At 69.3% G+C, this 22,107-nt stretch carries 21 protein-coding genes; 9 read left to right on the top strand and 12 right to left on the bottom strand.

Annotated elements, in window-relative coordinates; genetic code table 11:
- Nucleotides 1–127 precede the first annotated feature (127 nt).
- Complete coding sequence (locus AB0C16_RS11490) at nucleotides 128–853, top strand: aldolase/citrate lyase family protein (RefSeq protein ID WP_357681493.1); 726 nt, start codon at nucleotides 128–130, stop codon at nucleotides 851–853.
- A gap of 210 nt (nucleotides 854–1,063) precedes the next feature.
- Here the strand turns inward: AB0C16_RS11490 and AB0C16_RS11485 are convergent, their stop codons facing one another.
- Entirely contained in the window at nucleotides 1,064–2,638 is a 1,575-nt protein-coding gene (locus tag AB0C16_RS11485; RefSeq protein WP_357681491.1) for an ATP-binding cassette domain-containing protein, read from the bottom strand.
- A gap of 111 nt (nucleotides 2,639–2,749) precedes the next feature.
- On the opposite strand from AB0C16_RS11485, the gene AB0C16_RS11480 reads away from it, so the two are divergent.
- From AB0C16_RS11480 to AB0C16_RS11460, 5 genes are all read left to right on the top strand, one after another.
- Nucleotides 2,750–2,962 (top strand): hypothetical protein, encoded by a 213-nt coding sequence (locus tag AB0C16_RS11480; protein WP_357681489.1) that lies wholly within the window; start codon nucleotides 2,750–2,752, stop codon nucleotides 2,960–2,962.
- A 91-nt stretch (nucleotides 2,963–3,053) separates the two neighbouring features.
- Nucleotides 3,054–4,472, top strand: coding sequence for a S28 family serine protease (locus AB0C16_RS11475; RefSeq protein ID WP_357681487.1), 1,419 nt, complete (start codon nucleotides 3,054–3,056; stop codon nucleotides 4,470–4,472).
- A 56-nt stretch (nucleotides 4,473–4,528) separates the two neighbouring features.
- On the top strand, nucleotides 4,529–5,179 hold the full coding sequence (locus AB0C16_RS11470; RefSeq protein WP_357681485.1) for a TetR/AcrR family transcriptional regulator C-terminal domain-containing protein: 651 nt from the start codon (nucleotides 4,529–4,531) through the stop codon (nucleotides 5,177–5,179).
- Between the two features lie 753 nt (nucleotides 5,180–5,932).
- On the top strand, nucleotides 5,933–7,453 hold the full coding sequence (locus tag AB0C16_RS11465) for an N-acyl homoserine lactonase family protein (protein ID WP_357681483.1): 1,521 nt from the start codon (nucleotides 5,933–5,935) through the stop codon (nucleotides 7,451–7,453).
- On the top strand, nucleotides 7,450–8,115 hold the full coding sequence (locus AB0C16_RS11460; RefSeq protein ID WP_357681481.1) for a TetR/AcrR family transcriptional regulator: 666 nt from the start codon (nucleotides 7,450–7,452) through the stop codon (nucleotides 8,113–8,115). Before AB0C16_RS11465 ends, AB0C16_RS11460 begins: the two co-directional genes overlap by 4 nt.
- A 122-nt stretch (nucleotides 8,116–8,237) precedes the next feature.
- Here the strand turns inward: AB0C16_RS11460 and AB0C16_RS11455 are convergent, their stop codons facing one another.
- From AB0C16_RS11455 to AB0C16_RS11440, 4 genes are all read right to left on the bottom strand, one after another.
- On the bottom strand, nucleotides 8,238–8,954 hold the full coding sequence (locus AB0C16_RS11455) for a hemerythrin domain-containing protein (protein ID WP_357681479.1): 717 nt from the start codon (nucleotides 8,952–8,954) through the stop codon (nucleotides 8,238–8,240).
- A gap of 365 nt (nucleotides 8,955–9,319) precedes the next feature.
- Nucleotides 9,320–9,706, bottom strand: a complete 387-nt coding sequence (locus AB0C16_RS11450; protein ID WP_357681477.1) for a VOC family protein — start codon at nucleotides 9,704–9,706, stop codon at nucleotides 9,320–9,322.
- Nucleotides 9,703–10,509: an ArsR family transcriptional regulator gene (locus AB0C16_RS11445; protein ID WP_357681475.1), complete on the bottom strand. Its 807-nt coding sequence runs from the start codon at nucleotides 10,507–10,509 to the stop codon at nucleotides 9,703–9,705. The genes AB0C16_RS11450 and AB0C16_RS11445 overlap by 4 nt, the downstream gene beginning before the upstream one ends.
- A gap of 201 nt (nucleotides 10,510–10,710) precedes the next feature.
- Complete coding sequence (locus tag AB0C16_RS11440) at nucleotides 10,711–11,292, bottom strand: TetR/AcrR family transcriptional regulator (protein WP_357681473.1); 582 nt, start codon at nucleotides 11,290–11,292, stop codon at nucleotides 10,711–10,713.
- Nucleotides 11,293–11,370: 78 nt separating this feature from the next.
- On the opposite strand from AB0C16_RS11440, the gene AB0C16_RS11435 reads away from it, so the two are divergent.
- Nucleotides 11,371–11,778 carry a VOC family protein gene (locus AB0C16_RS11435; RefSeq protein ID WP_357681471.1) on the top strand — a complete coding sequence of 136 codons (408 nt, stop codon included), beginning with the start codon at nucleotides 11,371–11,373 and terminating at the stop codon, nucleotides 11,776–11,778.
- A gap of 161 nt (nucleotides 11,779–11,939) precedes the next feature.
- Here AB0C16_RS11435 and AB0C16_RS11430 read toward each other — a convergent pair whose 3' ends face one another.
- From AB0C16_RS11430 to AB0C16_RS11415, 4 genes are all read right to left on the bottom strand, one after another.
- Complete coding sequence (locus tag AB0C16_RS11430; RefSeq protein ID WP_357681469.1) at nucleotides 11,940–12,245, bottom strand: transcriptional regulator; 306 nt, start codon at nucleotides 12,243–12,245, stop codon at nucleotides 11,940–11,942.
- The gene (locus tag AB0C16_RS11425) at nucleotides 12,242–12,685 is read right to left on the bottom strand and encodes a hypothetical protein (protein WP_357681467.1); all 444 of its coding nucleotides are present in this window, start codon (nucleotides 12,683–12,685) and stop codon (nucleotides 12,242–12,244) included. Before AB0C16_RS11425 ends, AB0C16_RS11430 begins: the two co-directional genes overlap by 4 nt.
- Nucleotides 12,686–12,835: 150 nt before the next feature.
- On the bottom strand, nucleotides 12,836–13,525 hold the full coding sequence (locus AB0C16_RS11420) for an erythromycin esterase family protein (RefSeq protein WP_357681465.1): 690 nt from the start codon (nucleotides 13,523–13,525) through the stop codon (nucleotides 12,836–12,838).
- 23 nt (nucleotides 13,526–13,548) lie between these two features.
- Entirely contained in the window at nucleotides 13,549–13,929 is a 381-nt protein-coding gene (locus tag AB0C16_RS11415; RefSeq protein ID WP_357681463.1) for a helix-turn-helix domain-containing protein, read from the bottom strand.
- 134 nt (nucleotides 13,930–14,063) lie between these two features.
- On the opposite strand from AB0C16_RS11415, the gene AB0C16_RS11410 reads away from it, so the two are divergent.
- Nucleotides 14,064–14,471: a RidA family protein gene (locus tag AB0C16_RS11410; RefSeq protein ID WP_357681461.1), complete on the top strand. Its 408-nt coding sequence runs from the start codon at nucleotides 14,064–14,066 to the stop codon at nucleotides 14,469–14,471.
- A 23-nt stretch (nucleotides 14,472–14,494) separates the two neighbouring features.
- Here AB0C16_RS11410 and AB0C16_RS11405 read toward each other — a convergent pair whose 3' ends face one another.
- The 3 genes from AB0C16_RS11405 to AB0C16_RS11395 all read right to left on the bottom strand — a co-directional run bounded on the left by AB0C16_RS11405 (nucleotide 14,495) and on the right by AB0C16_RS11395 (nucleotide 20,666).
- The gene (locus tag AB0C16_RS11405) at nucleotides 14,495–17,257 is read right to left on the bottom strand and encodes a cation-transporting P-type ATPase (protein ID WP_357681459.1); all 2,763 of its coding nucleotides are present in this window, start codon (nucleotides 17,255–17,257) and stop codon (nucleotides 14,495–14,497) included.
- A gap of 709 nt (nucleotides 17,258–17,966) precedes the next feature.
- Complete coding sequence (gene polX / locus AB0C16_RS11400; RefSeq protein ID WP_357681457.1) at nucleotides 17,967–19,649, bottom strand: DNA polymerase/3'-5' exonuclease PolX; 1,683 nt, start codon at nucleotides 19,647–19,649, stop codon at nucleotides 17,967–17,969.
- A gap of 48 nt (nucleotides 19,650–19,697) precedes the next feature.
- Nucleotides 19,698–20,666, bottom strand: a complete 969-nt coding sequence (locus tag AB0C16_RS11395; protein ID WP_357681455.1) for an aldo/keto reductase — start codon at nucleotides 20,664–20,666, stop codon at nucleotides 19,698–19,700.
- A gap of 214 nt (nucleotides 20,667–20,880) precedes the next feature.
- Between AB0C16_RS11395 and AB0C16_RS11390 the strand changes: the two genes are divergently transcribed.
- Nucleotides 20,881–21,969: a histidine kinase gene (locus tag AB0C16_RS11390; RefSeq protein WP_357681453.1), complete on the top strand. Its 1,089-nt coding sequence runs from the start codon at nucleotides 20,881–20,883 to the stop codon at nucleotides 21,967–21,969.
- Nucleotides 21,970–22,107 lie beyond the last annotated feature (138 nt).

Below are 22,107 nucleotides of genomic sequence, written 5' to 3'. Positions count from 1 at the left end.
TGCTGGTCACTATCAGCGATCAGCCGAACGGAGATGGTTCGGGAAATGAATTTCTCAACGGGGATGAGTTCTTTGGGTCTCGTGACCGGCGCGCGACGCGGTTGGCTGGGTTCCGGAGCGTCCGACAATGGCTGAGGCCGTGAACGATGTCCGCTCGCACCAGTTGGGCTTGCTGACTTCTTCCTCTGACCCGATTCTGATCGATTCGGTTGCCGAGGCTGGAATGGACTTTCTGTGGCTTGACGCCGAATACACCGGTCTGTCCGCCATCGCGGCCAGCCACGTCGTGCACCGGCTCTCCGGGCGCGGCGTGAGCACCCTGATCCGTGTTCCGACGATCGACCCGGACTCGCTCGTCACGTTCGCGAACATGGGCGTCGACGAGATCGTATTGCCACGCGTTCGCACCGTGGACCAGATACAACGCGCGTGGACGTGCCTGACCTATCCTCCCCGGGGAGAACGACCTCGACAGGTCATACCGGCCAGCGCGTGGGGCGCAAGATACGACAGGCAGCCCCAGATCAGCATGATCGTGGAAACGCTGGACGCGGTGCGGGCCTTGCCGCAGATTTTTGACACCAACCACCTCTCCAGCTATTGGATCGGCCACAAGGATCTGCTCGATGACTATGTCCGCGAGTTCGGCGACAAGGCGGGATTCGAGGACTTCGTCGGGGAGGTCGTGGAGACTTTCCGGCTGTCCGGAGTCAGCTTCGGCTGGGGAGTCCCCGAACCGGCTGAAGTCGAATCGGTGTGGACGGCCGGTGCCACGCGGTGCGCCTTGTACTGGGATCTGCACCTACCTCGCCACCTCGCACGGTCAGCCGCCTCCCGCCTTGAACGTCGCTAGCACGGCCGCCGCCCTTCGTCGTACGACCGGCGCAGACGCGGCATGGGTCAATGCGATCTCGTGATCGGGAGCAGGTCCAACCAGCGACGGCAGCCGCTCGTGATCACGTCTGAGTGACGAGTACAAGATCGCGAGCGGCCGCCGCGCTCATCGTTGAGGCTCGGCGCGTTCGGCGGTGCGTGGACGCGTGGATGACCGCGCTGTGGCGGCTCATCGGTCCCAGCGGGGCTCGGCGCTCTCGAGCACCCGCCCGTCGGCGGTGAAGATCAGATAGCGGTCGAAGTCGGCGGCGAACCAGCGGTCGTGGGTGACCGCCAGCACCGTGCCCTCGAACGCGGCCAGCCCCTGCTGCAGCGCCTCCGCGCTGGCCAGGTCGAGGTTGTCGGTGGGCTCGTCGAGCAGCAGCAGCGTCGCTCCCGACAGCTCCAGCAGCAGGATCTGCAGCCGTGCCTGCTGCCCGCCCGACAGCGTCTCGAACCGCTGGCCTCCGGCCGGGGCGAGCTCGTAGCGGGCCAGGGCGGCCATGGCGTCGTCGCGGGCCAGCCGGTGGTCGGTCATGACGATCTCGGCGACCGTGCGGCCGTGGAGGTCGGGGCGGGTATGGGTCTGGGCGAACAGACCGGCCGAGACCCGGGCGCCCAGCCGGGCCAGCCCGGTGTGCTCGATCGGCTCTCCGGCCAGCAGGCGCAGGAAGTGCGTTTTCCCGGTGCCGTTGAGCCCGAGCACCGCGACCCGTTCGCCGTACCAGATCTCGGTGTCGAAGGCGTCCAGCAGGCCCGTGAGCCGAAGCCGCTCGCAGACGACGGCGCGCTTGCCGGTGCGGCCGCCGCGCAGCCGGATCCGGATGTTCTGCCGGCGTGGGGGGCGCTCGGGCGGGCCGGCCTGCTCGAACCTGTCCAGCCGGGTGATCGCCGCCTGGTAGGCCGTGGCCAGCGCGTCGTTGCGGGTGGCGCGCTGGCGCAGCACGTGCACCAGGTCGCGCAGCCTGGCGTGCTCGTCGTCCCAGCGGCGGCGCAGCTCCTCCAGCCGCCGCGCGCGGTCCTGGCGCGCCCGCGCGTAGCCGGCGAAGCCGCCGCCGTGCACCCACACGCCGCGCGACTCGACGGTCACGATCCGGTCGGCCGTCTCGGCGAGCAGCCGCCGGTCGTGCGAGACCAGCAGCACGGTCTTGGCCGTGGCCCGCAGCTCGCGCTCCAGCCACTGCTTGGCCGGCACGTCCAGGTAGTTGTCGGGCTCGTCCAGCAGCAGGACCCGGTCGGGCCCGCGCAGCAGCGCGTGCAGCATGAGCCGCTTCTGCTCGCCGCCCGACAGCGTGCCGAGCGGCCGGTGCCTGACCTGCTCGTACGGCAGGCCGAGCGCCAGCGTGGCGCACACGTCCCAGACCACCTCCAGTTCGTAGCCGCCGGCGTCGGCGTAGTCGCTGATGGACTGCGCGTAGGCGAGCTGGGCCGGCTCGTCGTCACGCACGCCGATGGCCGCCTCGGCCCGGGCCAGCGTGGCGGCGGCCCGCCCGACCGGGCCCGGCGCGACGGCCAGCAGCAGGTCGGCGACCGTGCCCTGGCCCAGGAACTGCCGCATCACGCCGATCCCGCCGGACACGGCCACCCGTCCCGAGGCGGGCGCCAGCTCGCCGGCGATCAGCCGCAGCAGGGTGGTCTTGCCCGCGCCGTTCGGCCCGACCAGCGCCGCCTTGCCGCCGGCGCCGATCCTGAACGACACCCTGTCCAGCAGCGGCCGGCCGTCGGGCAGCAGGTACGTCAGCTCACTGACCTCGATATGGCTCACTGTTCTAGTACTAGACCATCGATCCGGTTCTCGTGCAGCGTATTTCCGTCGTATCAGACCGCGTTCCGCGTGCTCTGGGTGGTTGTGGGATCCGCTGAGAGGAGACAGATCATGCGCGGGATCAGGAAGGCCGTGGTCGCGGTCGCGCTCGTGGTGGTGGCGGCCGTGTCGGGGTGCAGGGTGCCGGTGGATCCACCGCCCGTCCGGCCTCCGGACCTGCCCGTGCCGAAGGTCGATGTCCCCGACGCGCGCCCGGGGCGCCTTCCCGATCTGCCCCTGCCCGATGTGGAGGTGCCCGACCAGAGCACACCCACGTACCGGTGAACGATCGAGGGTCGCGTCAGAACCGGCAGATCGGTATAAGTGGGACGTCTGGTTTCAACATCACTTAGCCCGACCACCCGCCAGGAGAACCATGCCCACCCGACCCCGCCTGCTTACGGCCGCCCTCACCCTCGCGTTACTCACCACCGGCGCCGTCTCCCTGCCCGCCTCGGCCGCCACGCCGCTCGCCTCGTCCGCCGCCGCGACCGAAGACGCCCTGCTGGCCAAGCTCAAGGCCATCCCCGGCCTGACCGTGATCTCCGAGACCCAGCCGAGCGGCTTCCGCTTCTTCGTCCTCACCCTCACCCAGCCGGTGGACCACCACCACCCCGGCAAGGGAACCTTCCAGCAGCGCTTCACCCTGCTGCACCGCGCCGACGACGCCCCCGTGGTGCTCTACACCGGCGGATACGGCCTGCCCGTCAACCCCGGCGCCTCCCAGACCGAGCCGACGCGGCTGCTCAGCGGCAACCAGGTCTCGGTCGAGCACCGGTTCTTCCGCAGCTCCCGGCCCGACCCGGCCGACTGGAGCACGCTCGACATCTGGCAGGAGGCGAGCGACGAGCACCGCATCGTCCAGGCGCTCAAAACCGTCTACTCCGGCAAGTGGATCCAGACGGGCGCCAGCAAGGGCGGCATGACCTCGGTCTACCACCGCCGCTTCTACCCCGGCGACGTCGACGGCGTGGTGGCCTACGTCGCCCCCAACGACCGGGTCAACCCCTCCGACGTCACCTACGACCGGTTCTTCGAGAACGTGAGCGACGCCTCCTGCCGCACCGCGCTGGAGAACGTCCAGAAGGAGGCGCTCAAGCGGCGCGACCGGCTCGTGCCGAGATTCGAAGCGGAGGCCGCGCAGAACGGCTACACCTTCACCCAGTCGCTCGGCAGCGCCGACCGGTCGTTCGAGATGACCGTCCTCGACTCGGTGTGGGCCTTCTGGCAGTACTCCAGCGAGAGCGCCTGCGCGGACGTGCCGCCCGCCACCGCCTCCGACGACGAGATCTACGACTGGATCGACGCCGTCGCCGGGTTCTCCTTCTACACCGACCAGGGCATCAGCTACTACGTCCCCTACTACTACCAGGCGGCCTCCCAGCTCGGCTGGCCTGAGCTCAAGTTCGAGCACCTGCGCGGCCTCACCCGCTACCCCAGGCTCTACCAGCCCAACTCCGTCATCCCCGCCGCGCTGCGCACCGGCCACGACCCGCGGCCCATGCTGGACGTCGACCACTGGGTGCGCGAGCAGTCGAGCCAGATGATGTTCGTCTACGGCGAGAACGACCCGTGGAGCGCGGAGCAGTTCACGCCCAGCCGTGATGACTCCTACCTGTACGTCGCCCCCGGAGCCAACCACGGGGCGAACATCTCCCGCCTGCCCGAGGCCGAGCGCCAGATGGCGACCGAGACCCTGCGGCGCTGGGCCGGAGTGACCGGCACCCAGGCGACCCAGCGCAGCGTGCCCTCCATCCCCGACGACGACATGCTGCCCGACCGGCACACCTTCTGATCCCCGGGCCCGCGTACCGGACCGTCGATCCGGTACGCGGCCGTAGGATCGGGCGCATGGCTGGCGAAAGCGTGTGGCTGCGACCGCGAAGGCAGGAGCGTCAGACGCTCACTCTCGACCGGATCGTCGCCGAGGCCGTGACCCTGCTCGACGCCGAAGGCGAGGCACGGCTGACGATGCGGCGCCTCGCCGAACGGCTCGACACCGGCTCCACCACCCTTTACTGGCACGTCAAGACCAAGGACGACGTGCTCGACCTGGCGCTGGACGCGGTGTTCGGCGAGGTGCCCCTGCCCGGCGGCCCCGCCGGGCCCGGCGGGGGGCGGGCCCGGGTGAGCGAGCTGGTCGGCGCCTGGCGGGCCGCCCTGCTGCGCCACCCGTGGTCCACCGGGCTGCTCGACCGCCCGATGATGGGGCCCAACGCGCTCAGCCGCACCGAGTTCCTCTACGCCACGCTGGCCGAGGCCGGGTTCGCCGGGCCCGACCTGCCCGCGGCCGCCTTCAGCCTGTCCACCTACGTCACCGGGTCGGCCACGATGCAGGCCCGCGAACGCGACGCCACCGCCGCCGCTCTGCGCGACCAGCTCCGGGCTCGGCTTGCCACCTATCCGACGCTGGCCGCCCACGGTCTTGACCACCACTGGGACGACACCTTCGCCCGTGGCCTCGGGTACCTGCTCGATGGGATGGCCTCCCAGGTTCGGTGACCACCCGACGCGTGGCTTCTGCGGCTTTGGTGGTTTTCAATGGGTGCCGTGGCTTTTTTGGGTGCCGTCGGTGCCGTGGCTGCCGTGGCTTTTTTGGGTGTCGTCGGTGTCGTGGGTTCCGTGGGTTCCGCGGGTTCCGTGGTTTCCGTGGTTTCCGTGGTTTCCGTGGGTTCCGCAGAGGCGGGTGGGCGTTCCGGCCGACCGCGATTGCCCGGGGTCTGGTGCTTTTGGCCTTCGGCCTTGTTGCGGGCGCGGGGGTAACTGGCACGGTCTTAAGTCGGCCGGAACGCACCCGCCTCCGCTTTTACGGCGCCCGACCGTCCTGGCTCGACCGCCGCAGAACGGGCTGGGGTCCGTCGCCTTCCTTCTCGCCGATGCTGAAGCATCCGCTTGCGTTTCTTTGTCCTGGTCGCCGTAGCTGAAGCTTTCACTTGCCGGCACAGTGCGGGCCAGGCGCCGTAGCTGTGGCCGGGCGCCGTAGTCGTGGCCGGCTTGTCATTCCCGCCGTGCACTTGGCCGACTATGGCCAGCGACGCGCCCGCTCGTGACGGTCGGCAGCAAAGGCACAGGTAGCTCTGCAGGCCACCGAGGGTCCGGGGTTGCGATCGCCCGCAATACAGCACTTCCTTTGCCATCGCCGCGTGAGGCGACGCCCGGCGCGGTAGCTCTTTGGGGCCTGAGGGAGCGGGGCGAGTGCTCCGGTCCTATTATGTAAACGCATTCGTTTGCGTTTGCTAAATGAGGTGAGGCCAGGTGCTGAAGATCCTGGGCAAGATCGGGTTACTCGTGCTTGCCCTCGCGGCCGGGACCGTCTGGTTGGTCGTCCTGCGACTGAAGAACGTCCCCGTGCCGCTGCTGGGGACCTACGGGCTGCTGCTGATCGGACTGGTGGCCGGGCTGCTGTGGCCGGGCGTGCTCGGCCGGCGGGTCACGCGGCGCCGGGTGCTGGCGTTCGCCGGCGTTCCGGTCGGCCTCGGCACGTTAGGGCTCTACCTGGCGGTCGTCTACTACGTCACGGACCTGCCGGTGCTGCTCACTATGGCTGCTGCGGTGGGCCTGGCCGGGGCGGCGTCCGCCCTGCTGCGTGGACGCCGGAGGGCCAGCGGCCAGGCCGCCCGGCAGACCAGGCGGGCCTTCCTGCTCGGCGGCGCAGGGCTGGTGCTGGGCGTGCTGAGCGTGCTGTCGGGTAGCCGGGCGGAACGGCAGCGCCGTGAGGTGCTGGCGCGGGGCGAGCAGGAGCGGCAGGCGGCTGTGCGCGCCCCGGGCGCGCGCCGGCGGATCGCCGATGGCACCGTGCGAGTGTTCCCGATCCACACCGGCGACACCATCGTCACCTACGGCCAGTTCTACGGCGGTCTGGACGGCTGGGAAGGGCTGAACGGCTACGTGCGCACTCTGGTCGACAAGGCGCAGATCGCGGTGCCCGTCTACGCCTACCTCATCGACCATCCCCGGCACGGCCTCATGCTGGTCGACACCGGCGTCAACTGGGAGCAGGCACACGATCATGATGGGTACTACGACATGACCTCGCGCCTGCTGACCGAGCGCGACGAGTACCGGATGAGCCCTGGGCAGGATCTGCGGGTCCACCTGGCCCGGCTCGGCTACGACGCCAAGGAGATCACCACCGTGTTCCTCACCCATGTCCACGACGACCATGCGGGAGGGCTGCGCTACGTGCCCCAGGCGACGGTGGTGCTGGATCGGCGCGACTGGGAGCACGGGGTGCTCTACCCGTACTCCTTCGACCTGGTCAAGGACAACCTCTCCTTCCCCGCCTTCGACTCCGGCGCCTTCGGCGCCTTCCCCGCCAGCCAGGACCACTTCGGCGACGGCAGCCTCGTCCTGCTGCCCACGCCGGGCCACTCGCCCGGCCACATGTGCGTGCTGCTGCGCCTGGACGCCGGCAGCGTGCTGTTCATGGGCGACACCCTCTACACGCTGCCCCACCTGGCCACAGGCCAGGTCCGGCAGATGACCATCGGCGGCACCGACACCATCCACCAGATCGAGGCCGCCCGGCGCATCCAGCGGTTGCTGGCCTCGGATCCCAGGGTCGTGCCGCTGTTCGCCCACGACAACACCCGCTACCAGTTCGACCTGGTCAATTCCGCGTTCACCAACGGGGCGCCCGGCGAGGCGGGGATGCGGGAGCTGCGCCGGCACATGCGGACCGTGCTCACCCCTGATGGGCGGCTGCGACCCGGGCACACTCCCCGCTTCGTCGCACCCGCCTCCGGGACGGGCTTGGGAACGGTGGAGTTCCGATGACCTCTACGCGGCGTACCCGGGGCAGGCCGCGCGACCCTGAGGCGGATGAGGCGATCATGAGGGCGGCGCTGGAGCTGTTCATGGAGCGCGGCCTGGAAGGCGCGAACTTCGAGCAGATCGCCAAACGCGCCGGCGTGGCCAAGGTGACCGTCTACCGGCGCTGGTCCTCGAAGGAGGAACTACTCACCCAGGCGATCGAACGAGCCCGCACCCTCGTCCCCGAGGCGGACATCTGGGCCACGGTGGACGCCGCGGCGCAGCCGGCCGACGAACGGCTCATGGACTCCTGGGTACGCACGTTCGGCGACGCCCGTTTCCGCGCGATCCTCGCCCAGCTCATCGGCTCCAGCATCACCCAGCCGTCGCTGCTGGACACCTACCGTGAGCAGTACATCCAGCCCCGCCGCCGCCTGATCCACACCGCGCTCGAACGCGCCCGCCACGACGGGCTCCTGGCTGAGGACGCCGACCTCGACATCGTGATCGACATGGTCGTCGGCGCGGCGATGTACCGCATGCTCATCGACCCGGACGCAACAGCCGACCCCGACGCCACACGCCAGTACCTGACGGCCGTCCTCCACCAAGCCGACCGGCTGCTGCGACACCCCGACGCGCAGCATCGACAGCATCGACAGGAAGAGAGGCGGGAACCCACATGACCGGATACATCGACGTCCAGCAACATGATCCCCGACGACTACGCGCGATGGCCGCGCGGGCACGGGGTGCACGCTCCCGGCGGCCGAGAGCCATCCCGGCAGGTTCGGGGCCTGGAAGATCGTCAAACGCGGGGTGTGAACTGGTTCAGGTCGTAGATGCCCAGCGTCTTTTCGATGTCGGCCACCTGCCCGACGATGCCGGTGAAGCCGGCCGCGCCGAAACGGCGGTGCTCCTCGTCTTCGAAGGTCTCGGCCATCTCGGTGAATTCCTTGGGCGGGATGACGTCCCGCATGGCGGGGAAGACCACGGTGTCCTCGCGGGCCTCGTGTGGCTCATACATGCCGATGAAGGCGGCCAGGTCGGCGACCAGGCCGCGACGGGCCTGCTGGGGAGTGGGTTGGGCGGTGGCGTCCAGGATGCGGCCAGTCAGGACACGTCCGCGCTGGTGCTGCTGGACCAGCACCGAGACAGTGTCGGTCAGCTTGCCGGCCTTGACCAGCCGCGGGAAGACGTATCGTTCTTCGAGCTGCTCGTGGTACTCCTCGATGAAGGTGCGGATGATGCCGGCCCCGGCGTGCAGGGGCTGCGCGGGCACCTGCTCGCCGGCGTTGATCCGCCGGATGCCCTCCCGATAGATCAACAGGATGCGTTTGAGGACCCCGTGCTCGCGCATGAGGTCTTCCGGTGGCGTGACCGGCACCTCGGGGGCCTCTTCCTGGCTGGGGGCAGGCGTGGGCTTCGCGGCGCTGCTGGCTTGTTGTGTGGTGCCGCATCCGGTCAGCACCGCCGAGCCACAGGCCAAGGCGACGGGAAAACCGAGCATCTCGCGGCGGCGCACGATCGGTGTTTCGCGGTCGGTCCTTGCTTCGTCCGTCACTTTGAGCCCCCGTCTCCCGGCCAGTCCGACGCGGTCCGGCTGGACGGCATCACGCCGGATGCCTGCCCGGTTGCCGGTGCTCTGACGCGATGACATGGGTAATGCTTGCCTCAGCCCCCCTGCTGAAGTTCGCCGTTTCTACCGAGATGCGGGCCAGTGCTCCGGCGTTCACGCCGGGGGTGAAGTCCCGTGCGGGAGTGCCCGCCAGGGCGCGAGCGCGCCTACACCCGCAGGTCAAACGGGACGTTGTTGTCGCTCGGTGGCCGAGCGGCTCACCCATGGGGTACATGGCGGCGGGATGCGGGGCCCCCGCGTAGAGGCGTTGCTCAGGATGTGGTGGCGGGCTGAAACAGTTCGATCAGGTTGCCGGCGGGGTCGGCGAGCAGGATTTGGCGTCCGCCGGGGCCGGTGACCACGTCGCTGTGGAACGGCAGGCCTGCGTCGCGCAGCCGGGCGATCTCGGTGTCCAGGTCGTCGACGACCAGGTGGATGCGGTTGCGGCCCGCGCCGGCGGCCTGCTCGGGGGTGGCGCGGGCGCCGGAACTGGTGGGTCCGGACAGCAACAAGCGCAGTGGCCCGCGTACTACGTCGGCGAAAGCGGGCGCAGCGCTGATGTTCAGGGTGAATCCGAGGTGAGTGGTGTAGAAGTCGATGGCTGCTTGGACGTCGTCGACGATGTAGCGGACGCTGGCGACCTGGTCGGCTGCTGTCATGGCTGGACCTCTCGGCGCGAGGTGGGGAAAAGGATGGGCTGCAGGTACCGGATGCGGGTGTCGATCTCCGCGGCGGTACGGTCGAAGGCGGGGTAGTTGTCCCGGGCGGTGTCGTCGCCGCTGGTGGCGGCTGGGTCGGGGATGCTCCAGTGCAGGCGTTGCGGGTGGTCGTCGAAGTCGGGGCAGACCTCGCGGACCTTGTCGCACAGGCTGATCACGTAGTCGAAGCGGCGGCCGGTCATCGTGCCCAGATGGCGCGGGCGCTGGTCGGCGATGTCGATGCGGTACTGCTGGCGCAGCACACGCACGGCGTCGGGGTGCAGGCGCGCCTTGGGGTGGCTGCCGGCGCTGGTCACCTCGGCGCGGCCGCCGATGCGGTGGCGCAGCAGGGCCTCGGCGATGGGTGAACGGGCGCTGTTACCGGTGCACATGAACAGCACAGAGGGTGCCGCCAAGGTTTCGGTCGCGGTTGTTTCGGCCGCGTTCGCCGGCTCGGCGGGGAGCAGACGCAGCGCGGGATGCAGGGCGCCGCCGGCGGCGGCCAGCGCGTGCGCACAGCGCTCCAGGTCCAGGTGGTAGTAGCTGTCGCGGCCGTCGAAGCTGCTGCGGCGGGCCCGGACCAGCCCGCCGGAGCGCAGCAGCCGCAGATGGTAGGAGATCAGGTTCTGTGGCTGGTCGATCAGGGTGACGAGTTCCCGCACGCGCAGATCGCTGCGCGCCAGTTCGCTCAGCAGCCGCCAACGCACCTCATGGGCCGCCAACCGGATGAACGGCGGCGGGACGGCTTGACCGGACAGCCCCATGCCCGCATGGTACATCAAACTGGTTTGATTGAACCGGCGTTCACGCGTGCGCTGACGCCACTACAGCAGGGCAGGCGCGAACGCACCGAATACCGAACTCGCCGCGCTGGTGCAGCAAGCCGGGCTCGCGGCGACCCGAGCGGAGGGCCTAACGGTGTGCATGCTCGACGGCTGGGGTCGTCCGACACCCCGCGCCGGCCGTCATGCCGTCCGCAGTGACTCCAGCAGGTGCGACAGCGCCGCCAATGTGGCGGTCACGTCGCCGGGGGCGGCGGTCTGCGCCAGCCACAGGGCCGCTTCGTTCATCGCTCCCGACAGCAGGCGGGTCAGCGGCGCGATCGGCTGGTCGGGGATCGTCCCGTTCTCGACGAGGTGGGTGAGCGCTTCGGCCAGGTGCTTGGCCGAGGCGTGCTCATCCATCGCCCGCCACTCGTTCCAGCCCAGCACCGCGGGCCCGTCGATCAACATGATCCGCTGGATCTCCGGATCGGCCCCCGCGGTCACGAAGGCCGCGCACCCAGCCTTGAATTGGAGCCACGGATCTCCCGCCGCCTCGGCCGCCGCGACCACCCGGGCGGCCACCTCCTGTTGCACCTCCTCGAGGACGGCGCGGAAGAGGTCGGACTTGCCCTCGAAATGGTGGTAGAGCGCCCCCTTGGTCACCCCGGACTCGCGCACGATCTCCGCCAGACCCACCGCGGTGTAGCCCTTGGCCGCGAACAGGCGCCTGCTCTCGGCGACCAGCGTCCGTCTGGTGTGTTCCCTCTGCTCCGCCCTGGTCACCGTGTCCCCACTTTGACATACCGATGGTACGCGAACTAGCGTACCCTCACATACCGACGGTATGCGAAAGGGAGAGCCATGGACCTGAGCAGCTTCTATCCGGTGATCTGCACGGCCCAGATGGCCGAGTCGAAGGACTTCTACGTGCGACTGCTCGGCTTCGAGGTGACGTTCGAGGCCGACTGGTATGTGAGCCTGCGCCGTGGCTCCTACGAGCTGGCGCTGCTCGACCACACTCATCCGACGTTGCCACAGGCCTACCGGCGACCGGTCGCGGGACTGTTGCTCAACGTCGAGGTGGCCGACGTCGACGCCGAGTGGGAGCGCCTGGTCGTCGGCGAGGGGCTGGCCCCGGAGTTGCCGCTGCGCGACGAGGAGTTCGGCCAGCGGCACTTCATCGTGCCGGACCCCAACGGCGTGCTGATCGACGTCATCACGCCGATCACCCCGTCCGAGGAGTACGCCGCGCAGTACACGTCCGTCTGAACGCCGGCACACTCCACTTTCAGGCAACAGCCAGAGGCAACCGTAAGGGCGCGATCACCATGATCATCAGGTTGCGACACAGGCACTCTAGAGCAAGCGCGAAAGCGGCAGTGGGGCCTTGGGCGCTTCCTTGGCGCCGAGAAATCCGCCGGCCCTGCGTCTCAAGGGCGAGGGGGTCCCTCCGTGATCTGCCGAAGGATGGACGTGTAGTCCTGGAAGGCGCTGCGCCCTTGGTCGGTCAGCGCCAGCCAGGTCCGGGGGCGTTTGCCGACGAAGCCCTTCTCCACCCGCACGTAGCCCGCCTTCTCCAGCGTGTGGATGTGCTTGGACAGCAGCGAGTCGCTGACCTCGATCGTGTCCCTCAGGAAGCGGAACTCGACCGTTTCCGCCGCCGCGAGCATCGCCATGATGGACAGCCGCACCGGAGCGTGGATGATCTCGTCGAGCGCGTGCCGGGGATGACTCACCGGTCACCTGTGGAGCGGAACATGCGCACCGCGCCATACAGCAGGGGTGCGCTCGCGATCAGTGCGACCAGCACACCGGCCACTCCCCACAGCGGCCCCGGGTCCCTTGGGTGCAGGAACATGTTGTAGACCGCCGCGACCACCGTCGTCCCCATGAACGCCCATGTGACGGAGAACGCGAGCCGGTACAGCAGCCGGTCGTAGACCCGCTGGCGGACGATGTAGACGCCGCCGGCCACGACAAGGGCGCCGATCGCCAAACCGGCGTAGTTCTTGACCGTTTCGGGGCCGAGCAGCGTGGCCAGCCAGTAGCCGGTGCTCCCGAGCCACATCGCCAGGAAGAAGCGCGCGCCCCGCCGGCTGGACTTCCGCACCGATTCCTGCGCGCGGTCCACTTCACGAAGAGCGGCATCCGCTGACAAGTCATCATGATCCGTCATGTTTCCCCCTACTCATCTACTTAACTCTTAAGAGAGTACTTAACTATCGTTCAAGTATCTAGGGGTGATCGGTAACCCTTGCCGGGCTCGGTGATCAGTTCGACCGGGGCCGCGCGGCTTCCCGCTGCCCACGTCGCAACCGTGGGTGGCTCAGATTTCCTTGACGAAGACGATGGCGTCGATCTGGTCGGTGGTGGCCGGGTCGAGGGCGAAGTACGTGTGGTCGGCCGGGACGCGGGGCGTCAGCCTCCGATCGAGGACCGCGGCGAGGCGGCCGGGATCGATGACGGCGCGGGCGTGGGGGAGGGTCGACAGGAGCCCTTCGAGGGTGTCGGAATGGGGGACGTCGGAGCCGCGGGCGCCAAAGGTGGTGGCGGCGAAGGCGTACTGGTCGCCCAGGCGGGTGCCGATGGCGGCGCCCGCGCTCCACCACTGGAGCGGCAGGCCGGCGAACTGCAAGTGACTCTTGTCGCGCTGCAGGTGCCGGTTGTGGGCGAAGGCGAGGGTGGGACCGCGACGGGCCTCGCGGCGGACGATGGCGTCGAGGTTGTCGGACATCATCGCATCGCGCAGGCACATGAGCGTGCCGACGCGGGTGGGTGCGGTGTCGGCCATGCCGGCGTGATAGCGCAGGAGCCCGGCGGCGGTGCGGGCGTGCAGGTCGGCGCGCCACCAGTCGTCGGGGGAGGTGGCGGCCGTCAGGTGGGGGGCATGCGCGGTGAGCAGCGCGCGCAGGTCGTCGGCGATCAGGGAGCCGCTGCAGGCGACGCTGCGGGAGTGGCGCGACCGGCTGACCGCGCGGGGCCTGGCGATGCTGGCGGGCGCGGCCGCGCTCGACACCTATCTGGGCACGCCATAGCCCGTCAGGCGTCGAAGCGGCGGCGGGAGGCCTCGATGTCCCCGAGGTACCGGCGGGTCCAGCCGCACATTCCATCGACCGTCGCTCGTAGGGCCTGGCCCGGCTCGGTGAGGGTGTACTCGACCCGCGGCGGCACAGTGGGGTGCACCCTCCGCTCGACCAGGCCGTTGCGCTCCAGCATGCGCAGGTTCTGGGTGAGCATCTTGTGGCTGATGCCCTCGATCTCGTTCCGCAACTCGCTGAAGCGCAGGGTGCCTTCACCGAGAAACTCGATGATCAGGAACGCCCACTTGTTGGCGACGTCCGAAAAGATCTCCCGCGCCAGAGAGTCCGCGCGCGCCAGGTCCGCGTCCTGGGGCGAACCCTTGAACTGCTTGGTCACCATGAGGTTCCCCAGTCACTGAAAAGTGCGTTCTTCCATGTCAGCCCACACTCTCCTACAGTTCCTGAGTAACCACAAGAGACCGAAAGTTCGGTGGAAGCGAGCCCACGGGCTCTCATGACAAGGAGGCAGGCAGCATGGCCATCACCCTGGTGAATCCCAGCGGATTGCCGGAAATCGATGTCTACCGGCAGGTGTCGATCGCGACCGGGTCGAAGTTGATCTTCATCGCCGGGCAGGTCGCCTGGGATGCCGATGGGGTCACGGTCGGCGAAGGTGACCTCGCCGCTCAGGTCGAGCAGTGCTACCTCAACATCGGCACCGCCCTGGCCGAGGTCGGTGGTTCCTTCGACGACGTGGCCAAACTGACCGTCTACGTCGTCGACTGGACCCCCGACAAGATGCCCCTGTTCTTGGAGGGCGTCACTCGGGCGGCCGCGAAGCTGGGGGTCACCCCGGTACCGCCGGGCACGCTGCTGGGCGTTGCGGCACTGGCCGCACCCGACCATCTGGTTGAGGTCGAAGCAACGGCGATCATCGACTGAACCGGTCTTCTTCGCCCGGCTGATCAGGATGGGGTGGCATCAGGCTGTTTCTCGCGTCGCCGGAGCAGCCAGCGGCGAGTCTCGTCGGCGCCCCAGACGATCAGGGGGAAGGGGACGACGAAGGCGAGCATGTCCGGTGTCAGGGCCGCGGTGCCCAGCAGGGCCTGGAAGGGAGGGGTGTAGATGAGGATGGCGGCCAGGACCAGCTCGAAGACGATGCCCCACAGCAGCAGGGGGTTGGAGGTGATGCCGACCGAACGCAGGGAGGCGCGTTCGGTGCGGGCGGCGAAGGCCGTGCCGATCTGACCGGTGATCATGCCGAGGAAGGTCATCGTGGTCGCCTGCTGGTAGGCGTGATGGAGCGGGGTGCCAGAACCGGTGGCATCGCCCGGATGCCAGCCGGCCCTGAGCAGCACGTAGAAGAACCCCGCCATGGACAGGACGGCACAGATCACGCCGAGGAACAACCAGGCACGCAGCAGCATCGAGGGGCGGATGACGCTTTCGGAACGGCTGCGGGGTGGGCGTCGCATGATGCCGGGCTCGGCGGGTTCGCGGCCGAGGGCCAGCGCGGGCAGGGTCTCGGTGCCGACGTCGAAGGCCAGCAGTTGCAGCACCGTGAGCGGGAGCGGCACGGCACCGCCGGCCAGGGCGAACACCAGGAACGGGGTGACCTCCGGAGTGGTGTGGGCGAAGATGTAGCAGATGAACTTGCGGATGTTGTCGTAGACCTGCCGGCCTGATCTGACCGCGGCGACGATGGTGGCGAAGTTGTCGTCGGTCAGCACCATCGTGGAGGCTTCGCGGGCGACGTCGGTGCCGGAGCGGCCCATCGCCACCCCGATGTCGGCACGACGCAGCGCGGGTGCGTCGTTGACCCCGTCGCCGGTCATCGCCACCACGTGCCCCTCGGCCCGCAGAGCGTCGGCGATCCGCAGCTTGGCTTCGGGCGAGCTACGGGCGAAGATCAGGTGACGGTGCTCACGCAGCAGCGCGTCGAGATCGTCCTCGCTCATCCTGTCGAGCTGCTCCCCGGTGACGACGGTGGGATCGTCGCCGCCGATGCCGACCTGCCTGGCGATCGCCGCAGCGGTCAGGGCGTGGTCACCGGTGACCACGATGATGCGGATGCCGGCGGCGTGGCAGTGCGCGACCGCGTCGGCGACCTCGGGGCGAGGTGGATCGTGCATGGCGACCAGCCCGAGGAAAGTCAGCTCGCATTCGGCGTCCTCGCGCCGTTGTGGCACCGGCTGCCCCGCATCGAGGCGGCGTGTCGTGACTGCGAGCACCCGCAGCCCTTGGCGGGCGTAGTCGTCGACTGCCTGCTCGATGTCGCGGAGCCGCGAAGGGGTGAGAGGCCGGATCTCGCCACCGCTTTCCATGGTCGCGGTGCAGTGCGGCAGGACCGCCTCGGGAGCTCCCTTGGTGTCCACCCACGTGCCGCCGTCACGCCGGTCGACGGTCGACATCCGCTTCAGCACCGGGTCGAAGTGGAACAGGCGCAGCCGCGTGGCGGGCCGTCCGGCCGCCTCTGCCCTCAGTTGGTCTGCGGCCTGCAGCATCGCCACCTCGGTGGGGTCGCCCGTCAAGGTGCCGGCGGCGTCGCGCTGGGCGTTGTTGCAGGCCACCATGACAACGACCAGTTCGCGCAGCGCCGCATCGCCGAGCCGGCCGTGCCCGGCCCCGCCACCGAGGTCGTACGCGCCGGCCGCGGTCCAGATCGTGGTGACGCGCATCCGGTTCTCGGTGAGCGTGCCGGTCTTGTCGGTGCAGATCACGCTCGTCGAGCCGAGTGTCTCCACCGCGCTCAGCCGCTTGACCACGGCCCCCTGCCGTACCAGGCCGCGTACACCCAGCGCCAGCGCCAGCGTGATCACCGGCAGCAGGCCCTCGGGCACGTTGCCCACCAGCAGGCCCACGGCGAACACGACCGCGTCGCCCAGCGGAAGGTGCGCACCGAAGGTCGCCAACGGAATGAACGCCACCCCGAACAGCACCGCGATCGCCGCGATCAGCCACGCCACCTTGCGGACCTGGCTCTCCAGCGGGCTTTCCTCCCGCTCGACGCGCTCCGACAGCGCCGCGATCCGCCCCAGCTCGGTACGCATCCCGGTGGCGAACACCACCGCCCGGGCCTCACCCTCGCTGCACATCGTCCCGGAGAACACCAGGTCACGGGCCCTCAGCATGGGCACCTTGGCGTCAACCAGCTCCGCGGAACGAAACACCGGCATCGCCTCGCCGGTCAGCATCGACAGATCCAGTTCGATGCCGCCCTCGATCAACCGGGCGTCAGCGGAGATACGGTCCCCCTCCTCGATCACCAGCACGTCACCGGGGACGAGCTCGACGGCCGGCACCATCTGCGGCCGTCCGTCACGCAGAACCTTCGCCTGCACCGGCAGATACGCGGCCAGCGCCTCGACCGCCCGCTCAGCCTGCACTTCCTGGGCGAACGCGAACGCCGCATTGATCACGACCACCACCACGATCGCCACAGCCACAGCGATGATCCCCGCCGCCCAGGCCAGGATCGCCGCCACCCACAGCAGCAACGCCAGCGGATGGGTGAACTGCCGCGCCAACTCCCGCGGCCACCGCCGGCCACCACGGCGACGAAGCTCATTGGGACCGAAGTGGACCAGCCGCCGCGCCGCCTCCCGAGACGACAGCCCCGACCGGGCACTGCGCAGATCACGAAGCAGCAGATCCAACCGCTCGGTCGGATCCACCCCCCGCTCCGGCACCGCCTCGTCCGCCCGGCTCATCATCCCCTCCCTCGCCATCAACGCCCACCTTGCTGCCGAAAAGCCTGCCAACGGCAAAGCGCATACAGGTGCCGGGCGGGAAGAAGTCGAACCACATCGTCGCCAGGAGCAGGCCGGCAAGGCGATCCCTTTCCAAGAAGCGACCCTGCACGGCCCCACTCCCACAGCTCCGCTATGCGATGACGTCCCAGCTCAACGCCCTACTCTTACCCAGCCACGACGCACAGACAGGCCACAGCAACGGCGCCCGGCCACAGCTACGGCGCCTGGCCCGCACTGTGCCGGCAAGTGAAGGCTTCAGCTACGGCGACCAGGACAAAGAAACGCAAGCGGATGCTTCAGCATCGGCGAGAAGGAAGGCGACGGACCCCAGCCCGTTCTGCGGCGGGCGAGACAGGACGGCCGGGCGCCGTAAAAGCGGAGGCGGGTGGGCGTTCCGGCCGACTTAAGACCGTGCCAGTTACCCCCGCGCCCGCAACAAGGCCGAAGGCCAAAAGCACCAGAGCCCAGGCAATCGCGGTCGGCCGGAACGCCCACCCGCCTCCGCGGCACCAACCAGAACCCCACCTTCACGGCACCCACAGAACCCCCGGCGCGGCACCAACTAGAACCCCGCTTTCACGGCACCCACAGAACCCCCGGCGCGGCACCCACGGAGACACCCGTCTGCGCAGGGGGGAGCGGCGCGTCGAACACCCCCGGGGACGGCGAGGTCCGGAGAGGCCGATCAGGGCCGGAGGAAGGCCTGGAGACGCTCCAGCGGCCAGGTGTTGATCACATCGTCGGTGGTCAGCCAGGCGCGCTGGGCGACGCCGACGCCGAAGCGCTGGTGGGCCAGGTGCGGGATCGCGTGGGAGTCGCTGTCGATGGAGAACTTGACCCCGTGGTGCCTGGCCAGCCGGACCAGATCGGACGGCAGATCGGAACGGTCGGGATAGGAGTCGATCTCCATCGCCGTGCCGGTGCGGGCCGCGGCGCGGAAGACGGCGTCCCAGTCGGCGTCGACCGGATCACGCTTGCCGATCTTGCGGGTGGTGGGGTGGCCGATGATGTCGACGTAGGGGTTTTCGCAGGCCGTGATGAAGCGGCGGGTCATCTCCTCGCGCGGCATGCCGAAGTGGGAGTGGACCGAGGCCACGCAGACGTCGAACCCGCGCAGGATCTCGGCCGGCCAGTCGACCGAGCCGTCGGGCGCGATGTTGAGCTCGGTGCCGTGCAGCAGGCGCATGCCGGGATAGGAGCCCTGGAGCCTCGCGATGCGCTCACGCTGCGCCAGCGCCTTGTCGAGGGTCATGCGCTGCATGGCCAGGTCGGGGGCGTGGTCGGTCACCGCGTAGTAGGAGTAGCCGCGGGCGGAGGCGGCCGCCACCATGTCCTCCAGGGAGGCGATGCCGTCGGTCAGGTCGGTGTGCGTGTGCAGGTCTCCGCGCAGGTCTTCGAGCCGGACCAGCTCGGGCAGCTCGCCGCGGAGCGCCGCGCGCACCTCGCCGCCGTCCTCGCGCAGCGGCGGCGGGACGTACTGCATGCCGAGCGCCGCGTAGATCTCCTCCTCGGACTCCGAGGCGATCACCCGCTCGCCCTCGAACAGGCCGTATTCGGAGAGCTTCCAGCCCTTCTTCACCGCGATCTCGCGGATCGCGACGTTGTGCTCCTTGGAGCCGGTGAAGTATTGCATCGCGGCGCCCCACGACTGAGCGGGCACCACGCGCAGGTCGACCTGGACCCCCGAGGTCGTGCGCACCGACGTCTTCTTGTCGCCGGCCGCGATGACCTCCGCGACGTAGGGCTGCGCGCGGAACTCCTCCATGATCGACTCGGGTGCCACGGCCAGGATGTCGACGTCGCCGATCGTGTCCTTCATCCGCCGCAGCGACCCGGCGTAGGCGACGCGCTCGGTCCGCAGCGACGCCATCACCTGCTCGGCCAGCGACATCGCGATGCCGATGTGCACCCGGCGGCCCGACTGCTCCAGCTGCTGGACGCCCTTGAGCAGGTTTGCCAGGGTCTTGGGGCCGAGGCCCTTGACGCCGTCGAGCCGCCCGGACGTGATGGCCTCGCCCAGCGCCACCGGAGAGTCGATGCCGTAGTCGTCGAACAGCATGATCGCGGTCTTCGGCCCCAGCGTCGGCACGCGCGTCAGCCGCCGCACCCCCTCGGGCACCCGCCCGCGCAGGTCGTCGAGCTGGCGGAAGCTCCCGCGCTGGAGGAACTCCTCCATCTTCTTCGCGATCGCCTCGCCGACGCCCGGCACGGCGCGCACGTCGGTCGCCGAGATGTCCTCGGGGAAGCCGGCGATCGCCTTGGCGGCCTTCTGGTAGCTGCGCACGCGGAACGCGTCGCCCCCGGTCAGTGCGAACAGCTCCGCGTATTCCTGGAGCGCCGCCGCCGCCTCCTCGTTTGCACGTGCCATGCGCACAGCTTAGAAGGCGGCACCGACACTTCACCCGGGCCGTACGTGTCAGAAGCGGACCTCGCGCGGCCGGTACGGCTCGGCGAGGAAGGCCAGTTCCTTGTCCGAGAGCGACACGTTCACGGCCGCCACCGCGTCGTCGACGTGGCCGTCACGGGTGGCGCCCACGATCGGCGCCGTGACCTCTGGCCGGGCCATCAGCCAGGCCAGCGCGATCTGGGCGGCGGGCAGGTTCCGCTCCCGCGCCAGCTGCGCGACCCGGTCCAGGACCAGCCGGTCGTTGTCGGCGTCGTACAGGAAGTCGATGCGCGCGTCGGAGCCGGCCCGGGTGGTGGACTCGGCCGCCCCGGCGCGGGCCAGGACGCCGCGGGCCAGCGGGCTCCACGGGATCACGCCCACGCCCTGGTCGGCGCAGAGCGGGAGCATCTCGCGCTCCTCCTCCCGGTAGAGCAGGTTGTAGTGCGGCTGCATGGACACGAACCTCGTCCAGCCGTGCTCGTCGGCGACGTGCTGCGCCTTGGCGAACTGCCACGCCCACATCGACGAGGCGCCCAGGTAGCGGGCCTTGCCCGCCTTGACCACGTCGTGCAGCGCCTCCATGGTCTCCTCGATGGGCGTCTCGTCGTCCCAGCGGTGGATCTGGTAGAGGTCCACGTAGTCGGTGCCGAGGCGGCGCAGGGAGGCGTCGATGGCGGCGAGGATGTGCTTGCGTGACAGGCCGCGGTCGTTGAGCCCCCTGCCCATCGGGAAATAGACCTTCGTGGCCAGCACGTAGTCCTCACGCCGGCGGAAGAGCTCGCGCAGCAGGTTGCCGGTCACGACCTCGCTCTGGCCGGCGCTGTAGACGTCGGCGGTGTCGAAGAAGGTCACGCCCGCCTCGACCGCCCGGCGGACGATCGGCTTCGCCCGCTCCTCGGGCAGCGCCCATTCCTGCTTGGCCGGATCGCCGTAGCTCATCATCCCGAGGCAGACGCGAGAAACTTTCAGTCCGGTGGCGCCCAATCGTGTGTAGTCCATAGGCGTAACTATATGTCTGGAATGTTCCAGATTGTGTTTCCCGGGTCCGTGTCCAAAGTTGGAAACGCGCTTTACATGGGCAGAGGGATCGGGTCGATTGGAGGAGTGTGGCGGACGTTCCGTTCTCGCGATGCGACGAGTCCGGTGGAGACGACCTCATATCGGGGGATGGGTGAAAGGAACAGGTAACCGGTTCGCGCTCGGATCGCGTTCCGTGGCCATTGTCCCCTTCTCTCCGCTGATGCTGGGCGGGCTCAGCCTGACGGCCGGGGTGCTGGCGCTGACGGTGCCGGTGCACCGGGGGCTGGCGGATTCGGGGTACGTATTCGCGGGTTCGGCGGTCCTGCTCGTCCTCCTGGCGGTGCACGCCCGGTTCGTGCTGGGAACGCTGGCCCGCAAGGGCGTCGGATGGTGGCTGGTCGCCGTCCAGGCGTGGCTGACGTACCTGCCGTTGCCTTTCGTCGGGCCGGCCTGGATACCCATGTCGGGGCTGCTGTCCGGGGCTCTGCTGCTGGTCGCCTACCGGACCCGGTCCTTCGTGCCGGCGGCCCTGGCGATGGCCTGCGGGCCGGTGCTCCTCGCGACCCACTCCGAGGCGCTGACCCACGCCGGCTGGGCGGTCACCGCCCCGCTACTCGGCCTGGTGGAGTTCGCCCTGATCACCCTGGCCGCGCAGGCCCACTGGCTGTCGGCCGCGCGCAGCGATGTGATCCACAGGGCGGTGGCGCTCGAACGCCGCCGCTTCACCAGGGATTTGCACGACCTGGTGGGCCACCGGCTCACCGTCCTGGTGCTGAAGACCCAGCTCATCCGGCGTCTCGTACACGAGCACGACGAGAAGGCGGGCCAGGAGGTGGACGAGACGCTGGCGCTGCTGCGCGCCCTGGCCTCGGACGTGCGGGCCGTCGCCCACGGCGGGCAGCGCTCCTCGCTGGAGACCGAGCTGAGCTCGGCGCGAGCCCTGCTGGAGTCGGTGGGGGTTCGCTGCCAGGTGCGGGTCTCGTGCCGCGACCTGCCGCGGGAGGTGGCGGTGGCGCTCACCCATACGCTGCGTGAGGGCGTGACCAACGTGCTGCGGCACGCCGCCGCCCGCGAGTGCGTGATCCAGCTGCTCGAACGGGACCGGGTCGTCAGCCTGTCGATCAGGAACGACGGCGTCTTGCCGCCGCGCCAGCCGAAGGACGGCGGGCAGGGGCTGGCCAACCTGACCGAACGGGTCGCGGTGCTCGGCGGCCGGTTGGAGACCGCGACGTTTCACGGAGGGCACTTCTCGTTCACGGTCCACATTCCGATAAATCAATAGTGACTGCTTAACGAAACCATTTATGAGAAACGCATATAGGCGATGAGTTCGGCACGCGACAATGCTGTTCCGTGTTACTAGACGAAATATTCGCGCGCCGCCAGTCTTCTCGTGTAGACCTCATCGGGAAGGCGCGTG

The organism is Nonomuraea sp. NPDC048916, from assembly GCF_040649575.1.
In the GTDB taxonomy this organism is placed as follows: Bacteria; Actinomycetota; Actinomycetes; order Streptosporangiales; family Streptosporangiaceae; genus Nonomuraea.
The sequence above is the reverse complement of the archived record's forward strand: the minus strand, read 5'-3'. Positions and strand labels throughout refer to the sequence as shown.